The organism is Nocardia pneumoniae NBRC 100136 (genome assembly GCF_000308755.1).
GTDB lineage: Bacteria > Actinomycetota > Actinomycetes > Mycobacteriales > Mycobacteriaceae > Nocardia > Nocardia pneumoniae.
Map to the genome: position 1 here is coordinate 43,496 of NZ_BAGF01000148.1, position 19,744 is coordinate 63,239.

A 19,744-nucleotide genomic window follows, 5' to 3' on the forward strand; every position below is an offset into this window, starting at 1 on the left:
GGTGCGCTCCTTTGCACAAGCGTCGTAGGGGATTACGGAAGGAAATGCGGTGCAGGACAGTCCGCGTCAGCACGGAGTGGTGTGCTGGGGTAGTCGGCGGATGCCGCGCGCGAGGTCGTCGACCAGGTCTTGGTAGGCATCGCCGAGCTCGGCGAGTTGGGCGGACGCGTCGTGGAACAACCCATCCGGCGCGGCGGCCAGCGCGATGTAGGTCTGCACCGTCAGCTGGGCCAGCTGATCAACCACCTGCCCCATCGTGTGGGTGTGTAGCTTCGCGGCCGGTAGAGGCACCGGCGTCGCGCACTGCACCCACTCGTCGATCTGATTCATCAACCGGGAGCGATGCCAGTCGATCTCCTCGAGCTGACACCACGGGGTGTGCTCGCGGGACTGATGCAGCACGGCAAGCTCACCGGCCGCATCCAGCATCGGATGATCACTGATGGTGGGAAATCCACGGCACGCGGCCAGGATCGCGTCCCGGCCCGGCAGACCGCTCACCGGTGATCTCCCAGGGCGGGTAGGCGCCGCGCCCGGTGCAGTATCCCGGTGGTGAGGTCGGTGTAGCCGTCGGCCAGCTCCGCGAGCCGATACCAGGCCGCATGCACCCGCGGGTCGGCAGGATCGACGGTCATCAACAGCTCGTAGGCGTGCACCTGGGATTCGGCCAACCGGTCGATCACCGCCCCGAGGGTCTCGGTGTGCAGCGTGGCGTCCGGATGCGGCACCGGAAGCCGCTGCGCGACCCAGACATCAATCTCTAAAATGAGTTCGTCTCGACGGCATGAGATCTCGTACATGCGGTCGGGATGCTCGCGCAGCTGCTCGTACAGCTGGGCGAACTCACTCGCGGCCGGTGAAAGGGGGTGATCTCCGACCGGCCGTCCCCGCATCGACAACAGCAACTCGTCATCGCTCGGAAACGACAATCCCGGCACGGTCATGACCGGCACCGTCGCCAACACGGTAGCGGCAGGCACAGCGACCATGACCTCACCACCACAACGCCATGGCAGGTGCTCGCTCAACGAGCACGCTCTGGACCGCATGCAGCACGAACGTGCGCGGCGGTGCCAACAACGCGTCTTGCTGCGGGGGCGAAGCCCAATGCCATCCCGTTGGGGCATCAGACATCGGTAGCCACACTCTGCTCCCCGCTGGTAGCACCCGCACACCGCGCTGCGCGAGTGCGGCGAGGGAGCGTTCGCCCAGCCCTCGGCCCCGGGTCGGGCCGACGAGGAATACCCACTCACGATCGGCTCTCGTGTGAGTGATGATCGGCACTGGCCAGGTGTCGCCGATCGCCTGCCGCACCGCTCGACCCAGTTCCGGCCGCATCACTATCGCACCGAGGCTGGCCGTTGTCACAAACGACGTCCGGCCGAAACGTAACTCAACCGGGAATCCAAAGAATCTATACACGAACGCGACCTCGAGTGGACCGTGGCAACTCTCGAACATCACTGCCTTTCGGGGGACGGCCAACGGGATCGCACTACCAGCAGCTGCGCCTGCAACCTGCGGGTGGTGAGACGGCCACTGGGCGGGTCGCCGCGCTGCCCGCGGATTGCCGCCGAAAGGTACTGGCAGTCAGGGTGAATCAGTCGCCCTGGCGCATGGGTCTCGTTCAGCAGCGCATGCTGCTGCTGCTCATTGGTGTGCATTGGTCAGCAGAGGACGCCGGAGACGGCCTTCAGTGCCGCCGGATCCTCCTGCGTTTCAGACCATTGCCCGCATGCAGGCTTCAGACGAACGGCGTGCGTTTGACTAATCATGACGGTGAGCTGCCTGCGACAGTATTGGTGCGTAATAGCCCACAAGTCATGTGTATCTGGCGACCCGTGCATAGTTTATGCCTCTCCTTTCGTATCGGTCCGAAAAGCACCACAGCGCCGAGCAGCCCTAGAGACCGCATGTGACGCGGTCTCGTCGAGAAGGGGCACATACCCGCGATGAAGAAGTCGGATAGCGTGCCGGTCCGGCAACGGGTGCAACCCGAAGCTTGCGGCAGATATCCATTCAAATGAACCTACGTGGTTCCCATGTGATCCCAGGAAGCCGTAGGCTTCTACCAAGCGCACACAAATCACTCACGGGGATGCGTCATGATCATTGACAGATGGACGGGTGTAGAGGTAAAGGCGCTCCGGGTTGACGCCTATCGCTGGACGCAAAAGAAATTCGCCGAGCGGACCGGATTTGCGGTCAACACCATCTCGAACTGGGAGTGCAGAGGTTCGGCGTTCGTACTCAGCGGTGAATATGCGGAAGCGATGGACACCCTGCTGGAAGCGCTCGACAGCACGCGACGGCAGCGGTTCGAGCATGCGCTCGCCGCACACGCTGCTCCCGACACTGGCTTGCCGACTCGAGCGGTTCAGGCAGGATGGGGGCAGGGCACCCCGGTTGAGGCAATCGCGGTGGCCGACCGTATTGCAGACGGAGAGGCCGAGTCAATGCCGATCTCGCGACGAGAATTCATGGCGGCAGCAGGGGTTGGGGCGGCGGTTGCCGCCGGTACCCCAGCTATCAGTATCAACCCCGACACGGATGTCGACTATCTCGACCACTTCCGACAGTTGAAGCGCGTCCTTGTCGACCAAGACAGCCTGCTCGGACCGCGGACAGTGATTCCCATTGTGCAGCAGCAAATCCAGGTTATGAGTCAGCTTCGACGGACAGCGGGAACCGACACGCTTGGTCTGCTGCGAATGCAAACCAACTATGCCGAGTTCGCGGGCTGGCTATATCACGACTCCGGTGACTATGACGCCGCCGAGTACTGGACCGATCGGGCGTTGCAGTGGTCCATCGCCGCCAACGATCCCATGATGTCGTCCTACATCCTCAATCGGAAAGCCCACCTGGCCGGGGATATCGGCGACGGCAGCGAAACTGTGGCATTGTCGGCCGCTGCTGTGCGGACAGCGCCGCCGGAAACTCCAATTGGTGCCCTTGCGAACATGCGAGCTGCCCACGGACACGCACTGCTCGGCGATCGCCCCGCTACCGAGCACGCGTATGAGACCGCCCTTGAGGAACTGGACAACCCAGACAACGACCCCGACTCACCGTGGGCTGGATGGCTAAAACCCTCCTACATCCAGGTACACCGTGCGCGAAGCCTCAACACGCTCGGCGACTTCCACAGCGCTGCCTCACAATTTGATGAAGTGTTGAACACACTGCCGCCACAGTTCGCCCGCGACCGCGCCGTGTACATGCTTCGGGCCGCCATGGCGTACACCGGCGCTGGCGAGGTCGACCATGCCGCGCAGCTTGGAATCCAGGCCATCAGCGTCGGACATGCGTCAGGGTCAGGACGTTTCGCGCAGGAGTTGCAGCAACTCGACAGCGCACTAGCAGCGTGGGACAAGCAGCGAACCGTAGCCGAGTTCCGCAGCACGATAAAAGGGCTGATGCCGGTTCCCAACAAGTACGTGTAGCTGCGGACAGCCAGCAGAAATTCCTTTCACGGAGCTGATACTGGATGCCGTCCGGCTCCGACGGTCCGGCTGTACGCCCATTGCAACGTGTGGTCATTGACGCACACCACTCTGTCGGTTGCCCAGTGCGTCGAGTATGCCCGGCGAGGGCGGCCAGATCGATTCGGACGAGAGTTGTGCAGGGTAAGTGGGTGGTGCAGCACGATGCTGCCCGCTGGGGCCGAGGCCGATACTCGGCGGTTCCAGTCGACCAGGTCCCGCGCCTGGGCGGGATCGAGGACGGCGTTGTGTTCGGCACCTGACATCGGGCGGTGATCAAGGACGGGACCGCGGTGCGAACCAGTGACGTACCGCAGGCAACCGTTCGCGTCGTCGGCATCGTCAAGCGCGATCCACGCTGCGATGACATCGTCGGCCGGTTCACAGTTGAGATGCGGTTGGTCCTGGTGCCAGGGCTTCACCGATCCGATCTCAGCAGGCTTGAGAAACACCTGATCCCGCAGCAGGTACCCGGTGCGGCCCAAGAACGCAGCCACCAGTGTGGTCACTCGTTCATCTAGGACGAACCGCTGGAACGCTGGGTGTTTCGGGAAAGCCCAATCGAGCTTCCGCGGTCGGTCGACTCCGTTGGCGGAGTCGACCGTGACAGGGTTGTGTCGGTCAGCCGCGTAATACTCCTGCCAAGCTAATTCTTCGGCGAGGTCGGCGATCGTGCGGGTCTCCTCCCGAGTGAACACGTCGTCGACGACCACCCAGCCGTGTTCCCAGTAGTGCTCGACCAGTTCGGTGTGGACGATGCCCATCGCTTGCCCTTTCGGTCAGGGGTACGGGGTTATGGCGCGCGGAAGCTCAGGCGTTCGCCGCCCCCGGCGGTGCGGCTGTAGCCGTAGCGTTGAGCATCAGTGGTGCAGGTGATGCCTGCGGTGACCCAATGCCCGGTATAGGCACGCCGCCAATGCTCGGAATGGTTGGCCGCGGAGTAGTGCAGGACTTGAGAGTGCAGTACCACCACGCCGCCGGCCGGAACCGGCAGCAGCACTTCGCGGTCCAGGTCGACTGCCTCGGGCGGGGGCACATGGTTGTAGACAGCATCGGGCTGGGGGCGATGCGGCCACAGCGTGCGGTGTGAATCGTCGATGACGCGCAGGCACCCGTTCTCCGAGGTGGCGTCATCGAGGGCGATCCAGGTGATGATCATCGAGTCCGCAGGCTGGTAGCCGGTGGAGGCGTTCTCCTGGTGGTACGGCTTGGCAGTCCCGAAATGTGGTGGCTTGCAGAACAGTTGATCCCGCATCAGATACGCGGGCTCGCCGAGGACCGCAGCTGCCAGGTCGGTGATGCGCCTGTCAAGGATGAATTCGCGGAAGGCTGGATGCTTCTGGAACGGGTAGTCGACCTTGCGGGGCCGACGCAGGCCATCGGTTCCGTGATCGACAGTGAATGGGCTGGGGTCGCGCTGCATCTCATGCAGGCCGACTTGCATGGCCGTGGCGGCGACCGGTGCAGTATCGGCGGCGGTGAACACGTCGGGGATCACGGCGTAGCCCCGCTCGTAGACCTGGTCGCGGGCATGTTGCAGCACTGCGGACGGTGACATGGTGGTGCTCCTCTACTGGTAGCAGGGCAGGTCGATCGCGGGTTTGATGTCCAGCAACGGGCTTGTCGTCACGCAATCCATTCCGCGTACGTCGAGGCGAAGTCCTTCCACGGAGACGATTTCGACCAAGGTCAAACCGATTGGATTGGGTCGGTCGACTCCGCGCCCGGCCAGCACGCCGAGCAGCGGGCCGTCGGCAACCATCCTGCGGCGCTGGACACGACGATCAGCCTGGTGCGCCCACCACAGCACATGCGCCCTGCCTCCAGCTGTCAGTCCGTCGACGGCGGCCCTGTGCTCCGGGTGGATGTCGATCGTGCTGAGCACGGGCAGCGTCCACGGCTGCCGCGGGCAATCTCCGACCTGCTGGTACGGAGTGCTGATGACGCCGATGAACACCAGCTTCGCGCTCACCGATCCCACCCGGCCGCGTGCTGCCCATACAGAGCCTGAATATCAGCGTCGCCAACCAGCTCCCGCATCCTGGCGTGGTATCCCGGCCAGTGCGCCCGCAGGATTCCGGTCGGGTCGGCCAGTATCCAGCTCAGCAATGCCCGCGCCGGTTCGTCGCAACCGGACAGGCCGCCGTCGTATGCCATCGAGTACAACCGGCATCCGCCGCCGCACACCGGCCGCACAGGGCAGCTGGAGCACGCCATGGTGTCGGTGTGCAGACCTGCCAGCGGAAGCCGGTCGGTGAACCCGTCGGCGGTGTCATCGAGCACCGATCCCGCATTCAGTTCCGGCGCCAGCTCGGTCAGGATAGGGCATTGGGTGATCTGGCCGGACGCCTTCACTGTGACCAGATGCTCGTCTTCGCGGCACGGGTGCCCCGGTGCCATCGCGGTGAGCGCCTGCGGATGTTCGAGCAAACTCGTGGCCAGATAATTGCCCATCCGCACCGGGAAGGAGAATCGGTCGTCGGCGTGGCGGGACAGGATCGCCGCGTAATGCCGCAGCGGCAGTCGCACATCCGGGCGTAGCCCGAACAGCTGCCGTTTGCGCGCCGCGGTGCGGGTACGGTCTCCGCCGCCATGGTGCACCGGCACCGCCAGACGCACATTCCACGCCTGCACCCGCGAGTACTGACGCAGGTACTCGCCGATCTCAACCACCTCTCCGAGCGGTTGACTCCACAAGTTCGTGGTGAACACCAGCGGGTACCCAGCGGCGGCGAGGTCCCGAATCGGAGCATACGGGTCAGTGAGGTTGCGGTAGCCCGGCCGAATCCGGTCAAGCAGATCCGAGCGCAACGCATCCAGCGAGATCCGGAACACCGTCGTCGGCGCGACATCGCGCAGGATGCGGTCACGGATGTCTTCGGTGAGGAAGGTCGCGTTCGTCGACACCGAAGCAAGCTCGATTCCCTCGTCTCGCAGCGTGGCCGCCAAATCGAAGAACTGGTTGATGAAATGCGCCGAGAACACCTCACCACCGGTGACCGACACCGACCGCAGCCCCTCGGCGCGAACCCTGGCCAGGATCTCGGGTATCTGTTCGGCGGGCCAGCGTTCGGAGCGAGTGCCGTGGTAGCAGTGCGGGCACTGACCGTTGCACGCCGCCGTCGGCTCCAGCACCGCATGATCGCGGCCCGGCAGGATGCTGCCTGCACACCGCTGCCCCTGGTCGAGCTCGGCCACGAACGCCTCGAAGTCGGCTGCCGCGCGGGCCTGCGGAATACCGAACCGCTTGGCGATCACCGCCGCCGCAGCCGCACCGGTCCCGTGCTCACTCAGTACCCGCCAGAACACGCGCGAAGTCTTGTTGATCACCATCTTTCGGCCAGATACCTGGTCATGCAGCACATCGTCACCGACCAGGACCAGCCGCGCGGTCAACCGCTGAGCACGCTCATCGACTATGGCGCTCGTCACCGCGCGCACCCCCGCCCATCCACCGCCACTGTGACCGGCGTAAGCGGCAATAACGGCCGACCGCCGGGCTCGGCATCGTCGCCGTAGCTGGTGATCTTGCCCAGGTGGCAGCCACCGCCGCACGCGGAGAACTGCCCACATGCTCCGCATGCCCCAGCCGGGGCCAGCGCCTTGCGCACCGTCGGCACCATCCGGGTGCGCCACAGCTCGCCGATGCCCGAGCCCACCGCCCCGGCGTACACCGCCGAATGCGGGCAGTGCCGCAACATCCCGTCATAGCTGACCGATGCCCACAACAGCCCGGCAGCGCAGTGACGGTCGAACTCCTCGCGCACCGGTTCGCTGATCGGCGCCGGCGACGGCTCCAGACAATGCCGCGGCGCACACGGCACCTTGATCCGCAACGCCTCCAGCTCGGCAGTGCATTCGTCGATCACTTCGGCCAACCGCCGCAGCAGCACCGGATGCCGCGGGTCGAGCGGTCCGAAAGGGACGTAGGGCATGAAGGACACATCATGCACACCGACCTCGACCAGCCGCCGGGTAAGCTCCGGCATCTCAGCAAGATTGTCTTCGCAGACAAGGGTTTCTGCGACTGTGGTCAGCCCCGCGTCCACGGCCGCGCGCATTCCTCGCCACGCTTGCGCCGCAGCCGCCGGATTGCGCGCCATCTGAGTGTGGGTCTCGTCGAGGCCGTGCACACTCAGCAGCACGACGCGCAAACCTAGATCAGCCAACCGGCGCGCTTCGGAATCGGTAAGTCGCACACCGTTGGTGAACAGCTCCACGTCCATACCGCTGTCGGCAGCCATACCGATGATCTGGCGATATTCCGGGTGTAGCGTGGGCTCGCCTCCCGAGAACCGCATGCGCAGACAGTTGCCCGCAGCGGACTGCTCGATCACCGATCGCGCGACATCCAGCTCCATATGGGCGCCCTCGGTCCCGGACTCGCTGCGACCGCGGTCCCCATAAGAGTCGGGCACCTTCCACACGTTGTAGCAGAATCCGCAATGCCAGTTGCAGACCTTCGTCAGCTCGACCTCCACCGCAAGCGGGTACGGCACGTCGACCGCCGACCACTGTGCCGGGGCCCCGCTGCGGCGGCGGGGGTGTCGGTGTTCGCCTGCGGTCAGCAGCGCCGACCAGAACTGCGCCAGGTCGCGGGCAAGCACATCCGGATCCAATTTGTATCGCGCGGTGAGCGTCGCCAGTGGATCGGGGCTGGTGAAGGTCGCCGAGACGAACGCCGCTGCGCTGGAGTTGAGCCGATGCTCAAGGCCGTAGATGCCGTCGTAGAGCAAATCCAGTTCCGGCCGGAACGTAAACCGCCGCTGTAGCTCAGCGACTGGAGCCGGTAATTGTGAGACCAACGTTCCCCCTGGGGATATGGTCAGGGATCTCGCCGAGCATCCCCGACGGCATTACATCCGATGCCTGTCACAGAGTCAGCAGTGATCAGAACGGCGGGACGAATTCGACTGCGCCCGAAGCCTTCCGAGCCAAAAGGGACGGTCTTGGCGCGATAGGACAGACCGGCGGGCGGTCCGCGTCGGATAAGCGTGACGTCGCGACACGACCTTCCCCGTGCTCGGTGTGAGGACGCGCCAGCGAGTTCGCTATGCGCGCCCCCACACTCATCAGCACGCCATCAGAACGAACACTGCGGCGGCAGATTCTCGGTCGTATCGACCGTAGGCGGCGTGTAGTCCTCAACTTCTTCGGCAGGCGCCACGAGCACATCGACCGAATCCACTGGATCAGCCATCAGGTGTCCCTCCTTCCCCACTGCTTGTCGGGATGAAACCCTAACGCTAAGACAGCATCTCGGCTTCCGGGAACGTAAACGGCCCCGCAGTTACAAACACAGGAAGAATTCCTGTGATCGCAGCTGCGGGGCCGCTTCGTTGCTGGAGCTACGAGCCGATGAGATGCTTTGCTAGATAGGTTTCCACCTGGCTCAGCGCGATACGTTCCTGGGCCATCGAGTCACGCTCTCGGATTGTGACCGCTTGGTCCTCAAGGGTGTCGAAGTCGACGGTGACGCAGAAGGGTGTACCGATCTCGTCTTGGCGACGGTAGCGCTTTCCGATCGCGCCGGCGTCATCGAACAGGGTATTCCAACCTACCCGCCGCAACTGCGCAGCAAGGTCTTTCGCTCGTGGAGTCAGGTCGGCATGCCGCGACAGCGGCAGCACCGCTACCTTCACCGGGGCGAGCCGCCGATCCAGACGCAGCACCACACGGGTATCCATGCCACCCTTGGCATTCGGCGCCTGGTCTTCGTCGTAGGCGTCAACCAGGAACGCCATCAGCGAGCGGGTCAGACCGGCCGCGGGCTCGATCACGTATGGGATGTAGTGCTCGCCGCTGTCTTGGTCGAAGATGTGCAGCTCAGTGCCCGAGTGCTTGGAATGCGCCGTCAGGTCGAAGTCGGTCCGGCTCGCGATACCTTCCAGCTCGCCCCACTCGTTGCCCTGGAAGCCGAAGCGGTACTCGATATCGGTGGTGCCTGCCGAGTAGTGCGACAGCTTGTCCTTCGGGTGCTCGAACAGTCGCAAGTTGTCCGGGTCGATGCCCAGATCGATGTACCAGGCCAATCGAGTGTCGATCCAGTACTTGTGCCACTTCGCTTCCTCGCCCGGCTTGACGAAGTATTCCATCTCCATCTGCTCGAACTCGCGGGTGCGGAAGATGAAGTTGCCCGGGGTGATCTCGTTGCGGAAGCTCTTGCCGATCTGGCCGATTCCGAATGGCGGACGCATTCGCGAGGTGGTGACCACGTTGTTGAAGTTGATGAAGATGCCTTGCGCGGTCTCCGGGCGCAGGTAGTGCATACCTTCGTCTGACTCAACTGGGCCCAAGTGGGTCTTCAGCAAGCCCGAGAACTGCCGTGGCTCGGTCCAGCGGCCGACGGTGCCGCAGTTTGGGCAAGCAACCAGTTCCATCGACACCGAATCAGGGTCCTCGAGCTTGTTCTTCAGCGCGTACGCCTCCTGTAGGTGGTCCTGCCGGTGGCGGTGGTGGCAGTTCAGACACTCCACTAGGGGGTCGGTGAAGGTCTCCACATGGCCAGCGGCGACCCACACTTGTGCAGGCAGGATGACCGACGAATCCAGGCCGACCACGTCGTCGCGGCCGGTAACCATCGCTCGCCACCACTGCCGCTTGATGTTTTCCTTCAACTCGACACCAAGCGGACCGTAGTCCCATGCCGACTTGGTACCGCCGTAGATCTCACCACACGGGTACACCAGTCCCCGACGCTTGGCGAGGTTGGCAACGGTGTCCACCTTCGACTTGGGTGCCACTAAACCTTCTCCATCCGAGTAAACGGCGAATTTGAATGCCGCAAGCCTATCGGCCCGTCCATCGCCCGCAGACGCGCCATCCCGAAATACTGGTCACCGACGTCGTCGCCCCCAGCCGACACAGCACATCAGCTGACCAGCATTGTCCGAAAGATCCACATCTAGGAGCGCCGTTGATCGTCACACCACTTCAGCCCGAGCACATCAGCGATGTGCACCAACTCATGGAACTCGGCGGGCCGTTCGTACGTGCACGCACCCTGTCTGACTACTGGGTGTACGCCAAGCTGTTCTCCTCGACCTGTCCCATCGCGATTGGCGAGGACAACACCATCAGCGGAGCGGTGATCGCATTCCGAAGTCAAAACGACCCCGCCGATGTGTACGTTCAGGACGTCATGACCCACCCCGAACACCGGCAACGCGGCATTGCACGAGCGCTTCTGCACAGCGTGCGATCGCAGGCTGAGAAGTGGGACTGCGCGCGCTTGTATCTGACGTCCGAAGCCGACAACCCTGCAGCGCATGCCAGCTGGACTGCCCTTGGCTTCGTCAACGTGCCCGGCGACCATGAGATCAACGGCATAGCCGTAATCACCGACTTCAAAGGCCCGGGCCGCAGTCGTGCGGTGTACGAACTGTCTCTGACTTGAGTGGCGAAGCCAGCGAGTTGCTAGCACTGTTGCACCGGCCGGGCTAAGGAGGGTACTAACGTTCCGGATGGTTCAGCAGTGGCGTCTTGCCGGTCTGGCGCAGCACCTCGCTGATGCGGATTCTGGCGGCCTCGGCGGCGGCAGTGATCTCACGCGGCAGTGTCGCAGCGCATTCGTCCTCGATCGTGGTGATCAGTCGATACAGCAACACTGGCGAACCTTGCAGGAGCGCGCGACCGATCGTGAATTCGTGGCACCTCATCAGCGTGCGCAACTTCTCCGATCAGACTGCCACCCTCGAACATCTGCTAACTAACTGACCCCGAAGGAGACATCCGGTGACCGCAGCACTGTTCGTGGGTCTTTCCACCCTCGACATCGCCTATGTCGTTGACCACTATCCCGGCGAGGACACCAAAATCCAGGCACAAGACCAGTTCCTCGGTGCAGGTGGCCCCGCCGCCAACGCCGCGGTCGCCTGCGCGATCGTGTCCGGCCAGCCTGCGACGCTGATCACCGCGCTCGGCCGTCACCAGCTAGCCGACCTTGTGCACCATGACCTCACCGGCCACCACGTTACGGTTGTCGACGCGACACCTGACCGTACCGACAAGCCGCCGGTGTCGTCCATCGTGGTCGCGCTCGATGCACAGTCCCGCACGATCGTCGGGCTTGACGCAGCGCGCATCCAGGCCGCGTTTTCCGCCGACCTCGCCCGGCACGTCGACCAGGCGTCAATCGTGCTCATCGACGGCCACCACCCAGAGCTCGCGGTGGGAATCGCCCGGCGCGCCAACGAGATCGGCGTGCCGGTCGTCCTCGATGCAGGCCGCTGGAAGCCGATCCATGACCAACTCCTACCGCTGGTCGATGTCGTGATCTGCTCGTCGGCCTTCACCCCGCCCGGCTTCGACGGCGACGGCCGGGCGATGCTGGACTACCTGCGATCGGCCGGACCGAGGCATACAGCCATGACGCGCGGCCCGGAACCGATCCTCTACGCCGAGGAAGGCCGATGCGGAGCTATCGACATCGCGCCGGTTGCTCGTGCAGACACACTCGGCGCTGGCGACATCCTGCACGGCGCATTCTGCGCCTATTACGAGACCAGCCGCGACTTTGTCGACGCGCTTACGCGCGCATCCGCAGTGGCCACGCTGTCGTGCCGCTCGTTCGGCACCCGCACCTGGACCCGTAACCTCAGCGAACGTCACAAATGAAGTAATTCCCGGTGATTTCGCACAGCACCGTGTCGGCGCGGTCGCGAGTGCCTGCGATCAGGCGTGCGTTTGGCATGTCGCTACTAGTGATTTTGATCTGCGCCTGCTTGGCGGTTTTGCCTCCGAGTAGGTGCCGTTCGGTCAGCCGACGCTCGATGACGCGATCGTCAGCGTCGAGATACCACACCTCATCCAGGTGGCTGCGTACCTCTGCCCACCCAGGCTGATCAAGCAACAGGTAGTTGCCCTCGACCACAGCAATACGCTGGTCAGCGAACGTGATCGCATTAGGCACCGGATCGTGCAGACCGCGGTCATAGATCGGCCAGTGTACACGCTCACCGAGCGGTGCTTCGCGCAGCAGCTTCAGCCGGGCGACGAACCTGGCCACATCGAAAGTGTCGGGCTGGCCCTTGCGGTGCCGCGCACCAACGGCGTCCAGCTCAGCCGACGTCTTGTGAAAACCGTCCATCGGGGCGATCCCCGCCGGGATCGCCTGTGCGGCGGTGATCGCGGCGGCAAGATTCTGCGACAGCGTCGACTTCCCCGCCGCCGGCGGCCCAGCGATACCCAGCACATACCGGCGCTGCGCGGAGACTCGCGTACACACCCACGCCGCGAGCTGGGCCACAGGGACTTCGCTGCCTGAACGCATCCGGAATCCTTTGCATGTGACTCGAAGTGGTCGGTGCCCGGATAGGTCGGAACGGTACATCACCCGATACGAATCCAATACTGGCATATGCCGTCTGCGCTGGTGGCGTCGAGCATGCCTCCACATGCGGTGATGACGCGGCGTGATGCAATGTTGTCGACGCGGCAGGTGAGCCGGGCGCGGGTGATACCGAGAGCCTTTGCCAGCGACAGGGTTTGGCGGAGGATCTCAGTGCCGCAGCCGCGACGGCGGAACTGTGGCGCGATGACGTAGCCTATGTGGCCGCCCCCAGCGCATGAGGCCGTCAGTGAGATGGTGTCGTATGTCGCTGCTCCCGACGAGGGCGCCGTCGATCTCGGCGACAAGGAACGTGTACGGAACAGCATCGGCGGGGAGGTCGACGCCGTGGCGGGCGTTGTCTTGCACTGTCAGGTACTCATCCCACGTGATGCCCGGCTGGTAGTCCTTCGCGAACGTCGGCCCCTCGTCCATGATCGCTGTCCGCAGGGTCAGGAAGCATTGTTCGTCGCTTGGTCCAAGCGGCCGGACGACCAGCGTAGCCAAATGTGTCACGGGACGATGCTGACGCGGCAAGTCCATCGGACACAACGAGATTTCACGTCGGATAGATTCTTCATCGGTCTTTGTGGGGGCCGCCACGATGCTGAAGGACCCACGTCGGCCGCCAATTGGGTCGATGAGTCCGGTCGTGGTGGGCGGCGCATACATGTCTGTCAGTCGATCCAGTAGCGGCGGGTCAGGATGCCATCGGTACATGGTTCGACCGATTCCAATATGCCTCTGCAGCATTCGATGATGCGCCGAGAGGCGAGGTTGGTGTCGTGGCAGGTGAGGAGTATCCGGTCGATGCCGATCGCGCGGGCGATGGTGAGGCTGTGGCGGAGGATGGCGGTGCCGTAGCCGCAGCGCCGATATTGTGCCAGGACGGCGTAGCCGATGTGACCGCCTCGCCGGTTCAGTGCGTCGTTGAGGGTGTGCCGGATGGATGCGCGGCCGACGATCTGGTCGTCGACGGTGGCGACCAGGAAGGTGGCCGCGACGATACCGTCGGGCAGGTTGTTTCCCTGGCGGTAGTCCTCGAGCATCGAGAGATACTGCGGCCATGTCATGGCTGGTGTGAGCCCCAGCGCGAAGGGGAATCCGTCGTCGTTGGCCATGGCCTCATGCGCGGCGCGGACCGCCTGTTCATCCGACACGCGCAACGGCCGCAGCCGCACCGCATCGAAAATAGGCGAGGTCCGGGGAGCAGTTGACATGGCCCGCACCGTAGCCAGCGAAACCACCGTCGTCGACGGAATTTCGCCCCGCAACCCGCGCCCGCCATCTCCGCGACAGCGATGATGGCGCGTCCAACGAGTGACCAGACAACGTGCAGAGACCCACACACTCTGCACCACCGAGCGGCGGGCCCGGAGGGACCAGGCATGGCTGCCGTGGAGACGAGACCGGTTCGGCGCGGAGTGTGCGGAATGCGTCTTATAGTGCGTAGAGATCTGTGGACGGTGTGAGGAGGGGGCGCGCATGGCCGATGAACTTCAGGTGGACGTGCTGAGGCTGCGGGAGGCGGCGCGGTTCGTCGGCGACAAGGCGCAGGTCATCAGGGAGCGGGTGCGGGAGCTGGATCGCACGATCGGCGCCGAGCTGCTGGCCGACGGCTGGCAGGGGAAAGCGGCGTCAGCGTATGACGAGTCGTGGGTCGAATGGCGGGACGCTGCCGAGGAAATCGTGGCGGCGTTGGAGTCCTCGGCGGTGAGTTTGGCCGATGCCGCCAACCGGCATGAGATGCAGGACGCCGCGCGTCGCGACGCGATCAACGGTGTAGGACGGCTGGTGTAGCCGGTGCCCGACGATTACAGCTACCGGGTGAATCTGCAGCAGCTCGATGACGCGATCGCGACGATGGCGAAGTTCGGTGCCGAGGTCGAGGCATGGCTGAGCGAGGTTGATCAGCATATCGCCGACCTGCATCTATCGTGGTCGAGCGACGCCGCCGACGACCAGCGCGCCGCGCACACGCGGTGGACGGCCGGTGTGGTGGAGATGCAGGAGAACCTCGATGAGTTGCGTGAGGTGGCGCGGCGGGCGCACACCAACTACTCGGGTGTGGCCCAACTGAATCAGGGAATGTGGCCGTAGATGGCGCCACCGACGTTCCCGATCATCGTCTGCCGTCATCAGGAATACCATTCGGCGGGCGAAGCTTTCGGATCGGTGCGCGACAGCGGCATCGAGGTCCACGCCGCGCTGGTACGGACTTTGGCTGGATACGCGGGAATGGGCGGCACCGACAACGCAGGCACGACGTGGGCCAAGGCCTACGACGAGGCAGCTGGCACCACGATCCAGACCTCGGCGACGCTGATCTCGGCGTGCGCGCGAACATCGGATCTACTCGCTGCGGGGGCATACAACCATGCATCAGGGGAGGCCGCATCGAACCCCGGTACTGTGGCGCCACCTCCGCTACCGGCATTGGGGTTCGAGCCGTGCCTTTCGCTGTATGTGCCGTCGGCGTCCGGAGCGAGCGGGCCCGAGCCGTTCGGTTGGCTGCTGATCAAAGCGGTTTCGGGGTTGATGTGGCCCGATGGCGACCAGCACCAGCTGCGGGCTGCGAAGACTGTATGGCACGGCGCTGCCGATGCTTTGGTGAATGCCGGTGGCCCGATCTCTACCGCTGTCGGGATGCTGGAGAACGAGCAGTCGCCGGAGATCCCTTCCGCGATCACGACGTGCTCGGAAATGGGTGTGAACCTCGATCAGGTCGCCGCGGGCTTCCGGGTGCTGGGAAACGCGTGCGAGGAATACGCACAGCATCTCGACGACGCACATCACGAGATCCTGAACGAGCTGCGCAAGATGCTCATCGAAACCGCCGCTACGGAGGCGGCGCTCCAGGTCGCGGCACCGTTCACCGGTGGACTGTCAGAGCTGGGTAACGCGGGCATCGTCGCGCGTATCGGTATGTACGCCAGCAGGATCGGCGTTATCATCACACGGCTGGTCAGCAAGGTCGCCACAATCGCTGCCCGCGTCACCAGCCACATCGGGACAACCCTGTAATCGATGTTCGCCAGGCTCGGCCGATGGCTGCAACAGGCGGTGCCAAGGCTGTGGGGCCGCAGCGGCGAGGCCGCCATCCAGTTGTTCTCGCGCAGCGGTCCGCGGACGAACCTCGACGTCCTCGAAAATGGTGGCGCGCTCGAGTTGTCGGCCGACACCATCGCCGCGGCCGCCCAGAAGGCCGGTATCGACCTCACGGGAGTGGACATCCACATCGTCAAAGAACTCGACGAGGCGCGTTATCTCGACTTCCAGGACGCGTGCGCGGTCACGCCCTCGGAGCTGGGCGGACAACAGATCAGATTCGGGCCCGCCGCCTTCTCCGACGAGGAAACCCTGGTGGCGACGATCGCCCACGAAATGAAACATGTCGAACAGCTGCGCAGCGGAGCACGGGTCGGCTCGGACAGCATCCGCGACCTCGAGGCCGAAGCCTACGCTGTCGAAGCGGCCGCACTAGCCCGATACCGAGGAGAGCATCCATGAGCGAGGTCGACTTCACGGTCACCGATGTCTTCGACATCCCAAGCCGCGGCGGACTGCTGGTGGCGGGCAGCCTCGCGTCCGGAGACATCGGTTCCGGTGACGTCCTCTACGACTCGGTCAGCGGCGCACCCGTACGAGTGATCGGCCTCGAATTCCACGGCGGCGGCGAACCAGGGCAATTCATCCTCGTCGTCGACCGCGCCGACACCGACCATGTGCGCGTCGGCCAACATCTGGTCGACCAGCCCAACCCAACCGCCTCGACAAGCCATCCGTCATGACCGAGCAAACCAGCGAAGAGATCCTCGACCTGATCCACACCTGGACCCGCAGTCTGGTGCCCGCGTTGGCGGCGTTCGTCGACGGACTCGCCGACCCCGAACCAGAGATCCGGCCGCTGATCGCCGAGCACATCCGCGACTACGACGAGATGCTGCCCACCCTGCTCATGGGCGACATCGCCCGCTGGGTGTGCAGTGTGGCGCATGACACCCCCGACCCTGCGGCTCGTCTGCAGCCGTTCTTCGATCGGCTCGAGCACGAGTGGGGTGACGGACAGAACCCGGTCTCCGACCTGATCGCCACATCCTTCGTCGAAAACGTCTACGACGACCCCGCCGTCGTCACCTTGCTCGGCCCCAAACTCGCCCGCTACTACCGCGCCTACACCGGGCAGGAAAAGGTGCGCGAGCAGGAGAAGCGGCCCATGCCGGACGTGATGAAGCAGATCCTCGACAAGCTGGGCCGTCGATGACAGATCTGACCGCCTGGGAGCAACAACTCCAGCACAACCTCGCCGAGATCCGCCGCAACAGCCAGCGCCTGTCCAACGCTGTTGCGGCGGTGCGGGGCCGCGGTGAAGTCCGCGGTGTCAGCGTCGAGGTCAACGCTGCCGGTGACATCACCAACCTGCAGATCGCCCCCGCCGCTATGCGCTGGAACAACACCCAGCTCACCACCGCCGTCCTCGACTGCCATCGCCGCGCCCGCGCCGACGCAAAGGCCAAGGCCGAACAGATCGTCCAGCGCGCGGACTCGCGTCTCCAGCAGCCATTGCGACAGCTGTTCGCCCAGGGGGATTCCGCGCCGACACCGGAAACCCGCAAGGAAATGACCGAAGCGGAGATCCAAGCCGCCGATGACGTCTTTTTCGAGCGCATGAACCGGCTCGGCTGGCGCACCGACCTACACTGAGTCCGGCTTCCCGCTCGGCATCGCTGGCTGGAATCACGACCTTCCGGTTCACCAGGCATTGGTTCGCCGACCGGGCGACGGCAAGCTGTGACGTCCCGCAACTGGATCGTGTGGGTGTACAACCTCCGCGTTGTGGGCCTGGTGGCGGTTACGGCCATGCAAGTCGTCGGCGCAGCCATTCTCGTGACACATGTGCTGAGCGTGCTTGGTGTTGGCGAAGATTCGGTGACCGTGGCGGTGCGGGCATGCGGCTGTTGCGCGCCCAGTAGCCAGCCAGCGCAGCGAGGAAGGCATCGACAGCGACCGGATCGGTTGCGCGGGTGGCCGGGTGCGTGATGAGGATCGGGTCGGGGTCGATTCCGCTGGCGGCTATCGATGGTGCCAGCGAGACGAGTTCGATCCATGCGGCGCCGAGGCACGGCCAGGCCCAGTCGATCACCGCGACGGTGCCGTCGGGGCGCAGGAGCATGTTGTCCGGCCGCAGGTCGGTGTGCAGCAGGGTTGCACCGTCAGCGTGTTCGGGCCAGGTCGATTCCAGCGCGGCGAGCCGGTTGAGATTGCGCAGCGACCAGCTGTCTAGGTCGGCAGGTGGCCCGTGCTCGGCGAACTGCCGCCAGCCGTTCAGCTCCGGCCCGTAGCTATTGGCAATAGTGGGCACCTCGGGGAGGGGGCTGGGCGTCAGGGCGTTCGCCAACTGTTCGATGGTGGCGAGCACCGCGTTCAGGTCGCCCGGCCGGTCGAGGCGGGGATGGCGGCCGTCGACGTCGTCGAATACCACGGCGAACCACCCGGCGATGTCGATCGTGAACTGGACCGACGGTGTCGGCACTGTGCGGGGTAACTGCGCTGCGGTGCGTGCCTCGGTTTGGTACATCCCGTACAGAGCGTCGTCACGGTTGATCACTTTCACGAAAGCCCGGCGGCTGTCGGTCAACAGCAGCCGGGCGGCTGTGCCGTGGCTGAACCCACCCGTCTGCGTGACCGCCGACCGCACCCGCGTGCCGAGGCGGCGCTCGATTCCGGCGCGTACCGGCTGCGGCAGTTCATGCCATTCGATCCGCGTCGCGGTGCCTGCGTTGTCGGCCATGGCACCATCGTTGGTTCCAGAACCGGTGAGCGCTAGTCATTTCCCTCACCTGCGACGCAAGGCCGGACATCGAGAGCTCAGTGGCCGCCCGCGTCGGGCAGCACGGCGGCGGTTCGGCTGGTCGAGCGTATCGAGAGCCGAGCGAAGGCCGCGTCGGGTCGTCGAACCTACGACCGCGGTGTGTCGTGGATGCCGTAGGCGATGAGGACGTCGGTGCAGTCGGCGAATTCGCTGATTTCGAGACTGAGTGGAAAGGGTTCGTCGGCGTCGAGTGTGTGCAGGCGGATCGGGGCCGGGTTGCGGCGGCCGTAGGCGACTTGCAGGGTGGTGGATTCCCAGAGGCGCGTGAATTCGGGGTCGGCCCGCAGTGTGCGGAACAGGTGTTGTGCTCGGGGAAGGTCGCGGTATCGTCCGAGTGCTCCGCGCAGGATGGTGACGGCGAGGCGGGCTTCGTCGTTCCAGTTGTCGATGATGCGGCGGGCGGCGAGGGTGAACATCCACAGGGCGAGGTTGTTGTCGGCGTCGGCGAGGCCGGGCACCGTGCGATGGAATGTCTGGTTGCCATGCAGCACGGTGGCGAGGGGATCGATGTAGACGGCGAGGATCTCGCGGGTGTCGAGGTGGTCGAGGTGGCGTTGCACGTCCAGGCTGGTGAGGCGGTGGCGTAGTTCGTCGGCGGGTGTCAGGGGGGCGGAGGGTTCCCACAGTTCGTGGAGGTGGCGTTGCTGCCAGGGGTCGAGTCCGTAGGAGTGTGCCAGTTTGGTGACGACGTTGCGGCCGGGCAGGAGTTTGCGGTTCTGCGCGATCCTGTTGAGGTAGGAGGTGCTGATGCCGGCGTGCTGGGCGGCGGACTCGCGGGACAGGTGGTGGTGGCGGCGCAGGAATTCCAGCGAGTCGTGGAAGTCGGGTAGTCCGGCTGGTGTGGGGGCCTGTCCCATCTCACCTTTCCCGTCTCTGCGGGGCTAGCGCGTGCGCGGTGGCGGCGTGCGGGAGACCGGGCGCCGGACTGCTGTGGCGATGGTGGGCGTGCGCAAGGGAAGTGGCTGTCATGGTGTCGGGATTCCTATTCCAGGTGTGGGGATTCGGGGATCTGCCCCAAATCTTCTCGGAGGGTGTGATTGCGGCGCGCTGGGCTGGTCG

At 64.6% G+C, this 19,744-nt stretch carries 25 protein-coding genes; 10 read left to right on the forward strand and 15 right to left on the reverse strand.

Translation table 11 applies throughout. From position 1 onward, the window contains the following. Positions 1–66: 66 nt before the first annotated feature. A complete protein-coding gene (locus tag ON34_RS30105; RefSeq protein WP_040786000.1) occupies positions 67–501 on the reverse strand; it encodes a DUF4254 domain-containing protein in 435 nt (144 codons plus the stop codon). Beyond that, complete coding sequence (locus tag ON34_RS35680; protein ID WP_051023344.1) at positions 498–989, reverse strand: DUF4254 domain-containing protein; 492 nt, start codon at positions 987–989, stop codon at positions 498–500. Before ON34_RS35680 ends, ON34_RS30105 begins: the two co-directional genes overlap by 4 nt. Before the next feature lie 1,116 nt (positions 990–2,105). On the opposite strand from ON34_RS35680, the gene ON34_RS33950 reads away from it, so the two are divergent. Continuing rightward, entirely contained in the window at positions 2,106–3,446 is a 1,341-nt protein-coding gene (locus tag ON34_RS33950; protein ID WP_051023345.1) for a helix-turn-helix domain-containing protein, read from the forward strand. A 26-nt stretch (positions 3,447–3,472) separates the two neighbouring features. On the opposite strand, the gene ON34_RS33955 is transcribed toward ON34_RS33950, so the two are convergent. The 6 genes from ON34_RS33955 to ON34_RS30145 all read right to left on the reverse strand — a co-directional run bounded on the left by ON34_RS33955 (position 3,473) and on the right by ON34_RS30145 (position 10,228). Further along, positions 3,473–4,198 (reverse strand): phytanoyl-CoA dioxygenase family protein, encoded by a 726-nt coding sequence (locus ON34_RS33955; RefSeq protein WP_157172509.1) that lies wholly within the window; start codon positions 4,196–4,198, stop codon positions 3,473–3,475. Positions 4,199–4,278: 80 nt separating this feature from the next. Next, entirely contained in the window at positions 4,279–5,043 is a 765-nt protein-coding gene (locus tag ON34_RS33960) for a phytanoyl-CoA dioxygenase family protein (protein WP_051023347.1), read from the reverse strand. Between the two features lie 12 nt (positions 5,044–5,055). Continuing rightward, positions 5,056–5,457 (reverse strand): SAM-dependent methyltransferase, encoded by a 402-nt coding sequence (locus tag ON34_RS30130; RefSeq protein ID WP_157172511.1) that lies wholly within the window; start codon positions 5,455–5,457, stop codon positions 5,056–5,058. Further along, complete coding sequence (locus ON34_RS30135; protein ID WP_169333917.1) at positions 5,454–6,917, reverse strand: radical SAM/SPASM domain-containing protein; 1,464 nt, start codon at positions 6,915–6,917, stop codon at positions 5,454–5,456. The genes ON34_RS30130 and ON34_RS30135 overlap by 4 nt, the downstream gene beginning before the upstream one ends. Beyond that, the gene (locus ON34_RS30140; RefSeq protein WP_040786005.1) at positions 6,914–8,221 is read right to left on the reverse strand and encodes a radical SAM protein; all 1,308 of its coding nucleotides are present in this window, start codon (positions 8,219–8,221) and stop codon (positions 6,914–6,916) included. The genes ON34_RS30135 and ON34_RS30140 overlap by 4 nt, the downstream gene beginning before the upstream one ends. 612 nt (positions 8,222–8,833) lie before the next feature. Continuing rightward, positions 8,834–10,228, reverse strand: a complete 1,395-nt coding sequence (locus tag ON34_RS30145) for a glycine--tRNA ligase (protein WP_040786007.1) — start codon at positions 10,226–10,228, stop codon at positions 8,834–8,836. 173 nt (positions 10,229–10,401) lie between these two features. On the opposite strand from ON34_RS30145, the gene ON34_RS30150 reads away from it, so the two are divergent. Further along, the gene (locus ON34_RS30150; protein WP_040786008.1) at positions 10,402–10,881 is read left to right on the forward strand and encodes a GNAT family N-acetyltransferase; all 480 of its coding nucleotides are present in this window, start codon (positions 10,402–10,404) and stop codon (positions 10,879–10,881) included. A 55-nt stretch (positions 10,882–10,936) separates the two neighbouring features. Here the strand turns inward: ON34_RS30150 and ON34_RS30155 are convergent, their stop codons facing one another. Beyond that, complete coding sequence (locus ON34_RS30155; protein ID WP_157172512.1) at positions 10,937–11,092, reverse strand: hypothetical protein; 156 nt, start codon at positions 11,090–11,092, stop codon at positions 10,937–10,939. A gap of 127 nt (positions 11,093–11,219) precedes the next feature. On the opposite strand from ON34_RS30155, the gene ON34_RS30160 reads away from it, so the two are divergent. After that, positions 11,220–12,101 carry a PfkB family carbohydrate kinase gene (locus ON34_RS30160; protein ID WP_040786012.1) on the forward strand — a complete coding sequence of 294 codons (882 nt, stop codon included), beginning with the start codon at positions 11,220–11,222 and terminating at the stop codon, positions 12,099–12,101. Here ON34_RS30160 and ON34_RS30165 read toward each other — a convergent pair. Genes ON34_RS30165 through ON34_RS30175 form a run of 4 tightly spaced genes read right to left on the reverse strand, consistent with a single transcriptional unit; the run spans position 12,082 to position 13,994 of the window. Then, the gene (locus ON34_RS30165; RefSeq protein WP_040786015.1) at positions 12,082–12,756 is read right to left on the reverse strand and encodes a nucleoside/nucleotide kinase family protein; all 675 of its coding nucleotides are present in this window, start codon (positions 12,754–12,756) and stop codon (positions 12,082–12,084) included. The genes ON34_RS30160 and ON34_RS30165 overlap by 20 nt on opposite strands. A gap of 59 nt (positions 12,757–12,815) precedes the next feature. Then, positions 12,816–13,070 (reverse strand): GNAT family N-acetyltransferase, encoded by a 255-nt coding sequence (locus tag ON34_RS38690; protein ID WP_373291990.1) that lies wholly within the window; start codon positions 13,068–13,070, stop codon positions 12,816–12,818. After that, positions 12,985–13,485, reverse strand: a complete 501-nt coding sequence (locus tag ON34_RS37900; protein WP_245548269.1) for a hypothetical protein — start codon at positions 13,483–13,485, stop codon at positions 12,985–12,987. Before ON34_RS37900 ends, ON34_RS38690 begins: the two co-directional genes overlap by 86 nt. 5 nt (positions 13,486–13,490) lie before the next feature. Next, on the reverse strand, positions 13,491–13,994 hold the full coding sequence (locus ON34_RS30175; protein ID WP_245548270.1) for a GNAT family N-acetyltransferase: 504 nt from the start codon (positions 13,992–13,994) through the stop codon (positions 13,491–13,493). A 304-nt stretch (positions 13,995–14,298) separates the two neighbouring features. On the opposite strand from ON34_RS30175, the gene ON34_RS30180 reads away from it, so the two are divergent. The 7 genes from ON34_RS30180 (at position 14,299) to ON34_RS30210 (ending at position 17,517) form a co-directional block, all read left to right on the forward strand. Further along, the gene (locus tag ON34_RS30180) at positions 14,299–14,613 is read left to right on the forward strand and encodes a WXG100 family type VII secretion target (RefSeq protein ID WP_040786018.1); all 315 of its coding nucleotides are present in this window, start codon (positions 14,299–14,301) and stop codon (positions 14,611–14,613) included. A 3-nt stretch (positions 14,614–14,616) separates the two neighbouring features. Further along, the gene (locus ON34_RS30185) at positions 14,617–14,913 is read left to right on the forward strand and encodes a WXG100 family type VII secretion target (RefSeq protein ID WP_040786021.1); all 297 of its coding nucleotides are present in this window, start codon (positions 14,617–14,619) and stop codon (positions 14,911–14,913) included. A gap of 138 nt (positions 14,914–15,051) precedes the next feature. Next, positions 15,052–15,837 carry a WXG100-like domain-containing protein gene (locus tag ON34_RS33965; RefSeq protein WP_157172513.1) on the forward strand — a complete coding sequence of 262 codons (786 nt, stop codon included), beginning with the start codon at positions 15,052–15,054 and terminating at the stop codon, positions 15,835–15,837. 3 nt (positions 15,838–15,840) lie between these two features. Beyond that, the gene (locus ON34_RS30195; RefSeq protein WP_040786023.1) at positions 15,841–16,323 is read left to right on the forward strand and encodes a hypothetical protein; all 483 of its coding nucleotides are present in this window, start codon (positions 15,841–15,843) and stop codon (positions 16,321–16,323) included. Next, positions 16,320–16,604 carry a hypothetical protein gene (locus ON34_RS30200; protein ID WP_051023350.1) on the forward strand — a complete coding sequence of 95 codons (285 nt, stop codon included), beginning with the start codon at positions 16,320–16,322 and terminating at the stop codon, positions 16,602–16,604. Before ON34_RS30195 ends, ON34_RS30200 begins: the two co-directional genes overlap by 4 nt. Beyond that, on the forward strand, positions 16,601–17,077 hold the full coding sequence (locus ON34_RS30205; protein WP_040786026.1) for a DUF7674 family protein: 477 nt from the start codon (positions 16,601–16,603) through the stop codon (positions 17,075–17,077). The genes ON34_RS30200 and ON34_RS30205 overlap by 4 nt, the downstream gene beginning before the upstream one ends. Next, complete coding sequence (locus ON34_RS30210; RefSeq protein WP_040786027.1) at positions 17,074–17,517, forward strand: YbaB/EbfC family nucleoid-associated protein; 444 nt, start codon at positions 17,074–17,076, stop codon at positions 17,515–17,517. Before ON34_RS30205 ends, ON34_RS30210 begins: the two co-directional genes overlap by 4 nt. A 148-nt stretch (positions 17,518–17,665) precedes the next feature. Here the strand turns inward: ON34_RS30210 and ON34_RS30215 are convergent, their stop codons facing one another. Beyond that, positions 17,666–18,604 carry an aminoglycoside phosphotransferase family protein gene (locus ON34_RS30215; protein WP_040786030.1) on the reverse strand — a complete coding sequence of 313 codons (939 nt, stop codon included), beginning with the start codon at positions 18,602–18,604 and terminating at the stop codon, positions 17,666–17,668. Positions 18,605–18,771: 167 nt separating this feature from the next. Further along, positions 18,772–19,542 carry a helix-turn-helix domain-containing protein gene (locus tag ON34_RS30220; protein ID WP_040786032.1) on the reverse strand — a complete coding sequence of 257 codons (771 nt, stop codon included), beginning with the start codon at positions 19,540–19,542 and terminating at the stop codon, positions 18,772–18,774. Positions 19,543–19,744 lie beyond the last annotated feature (202 nt).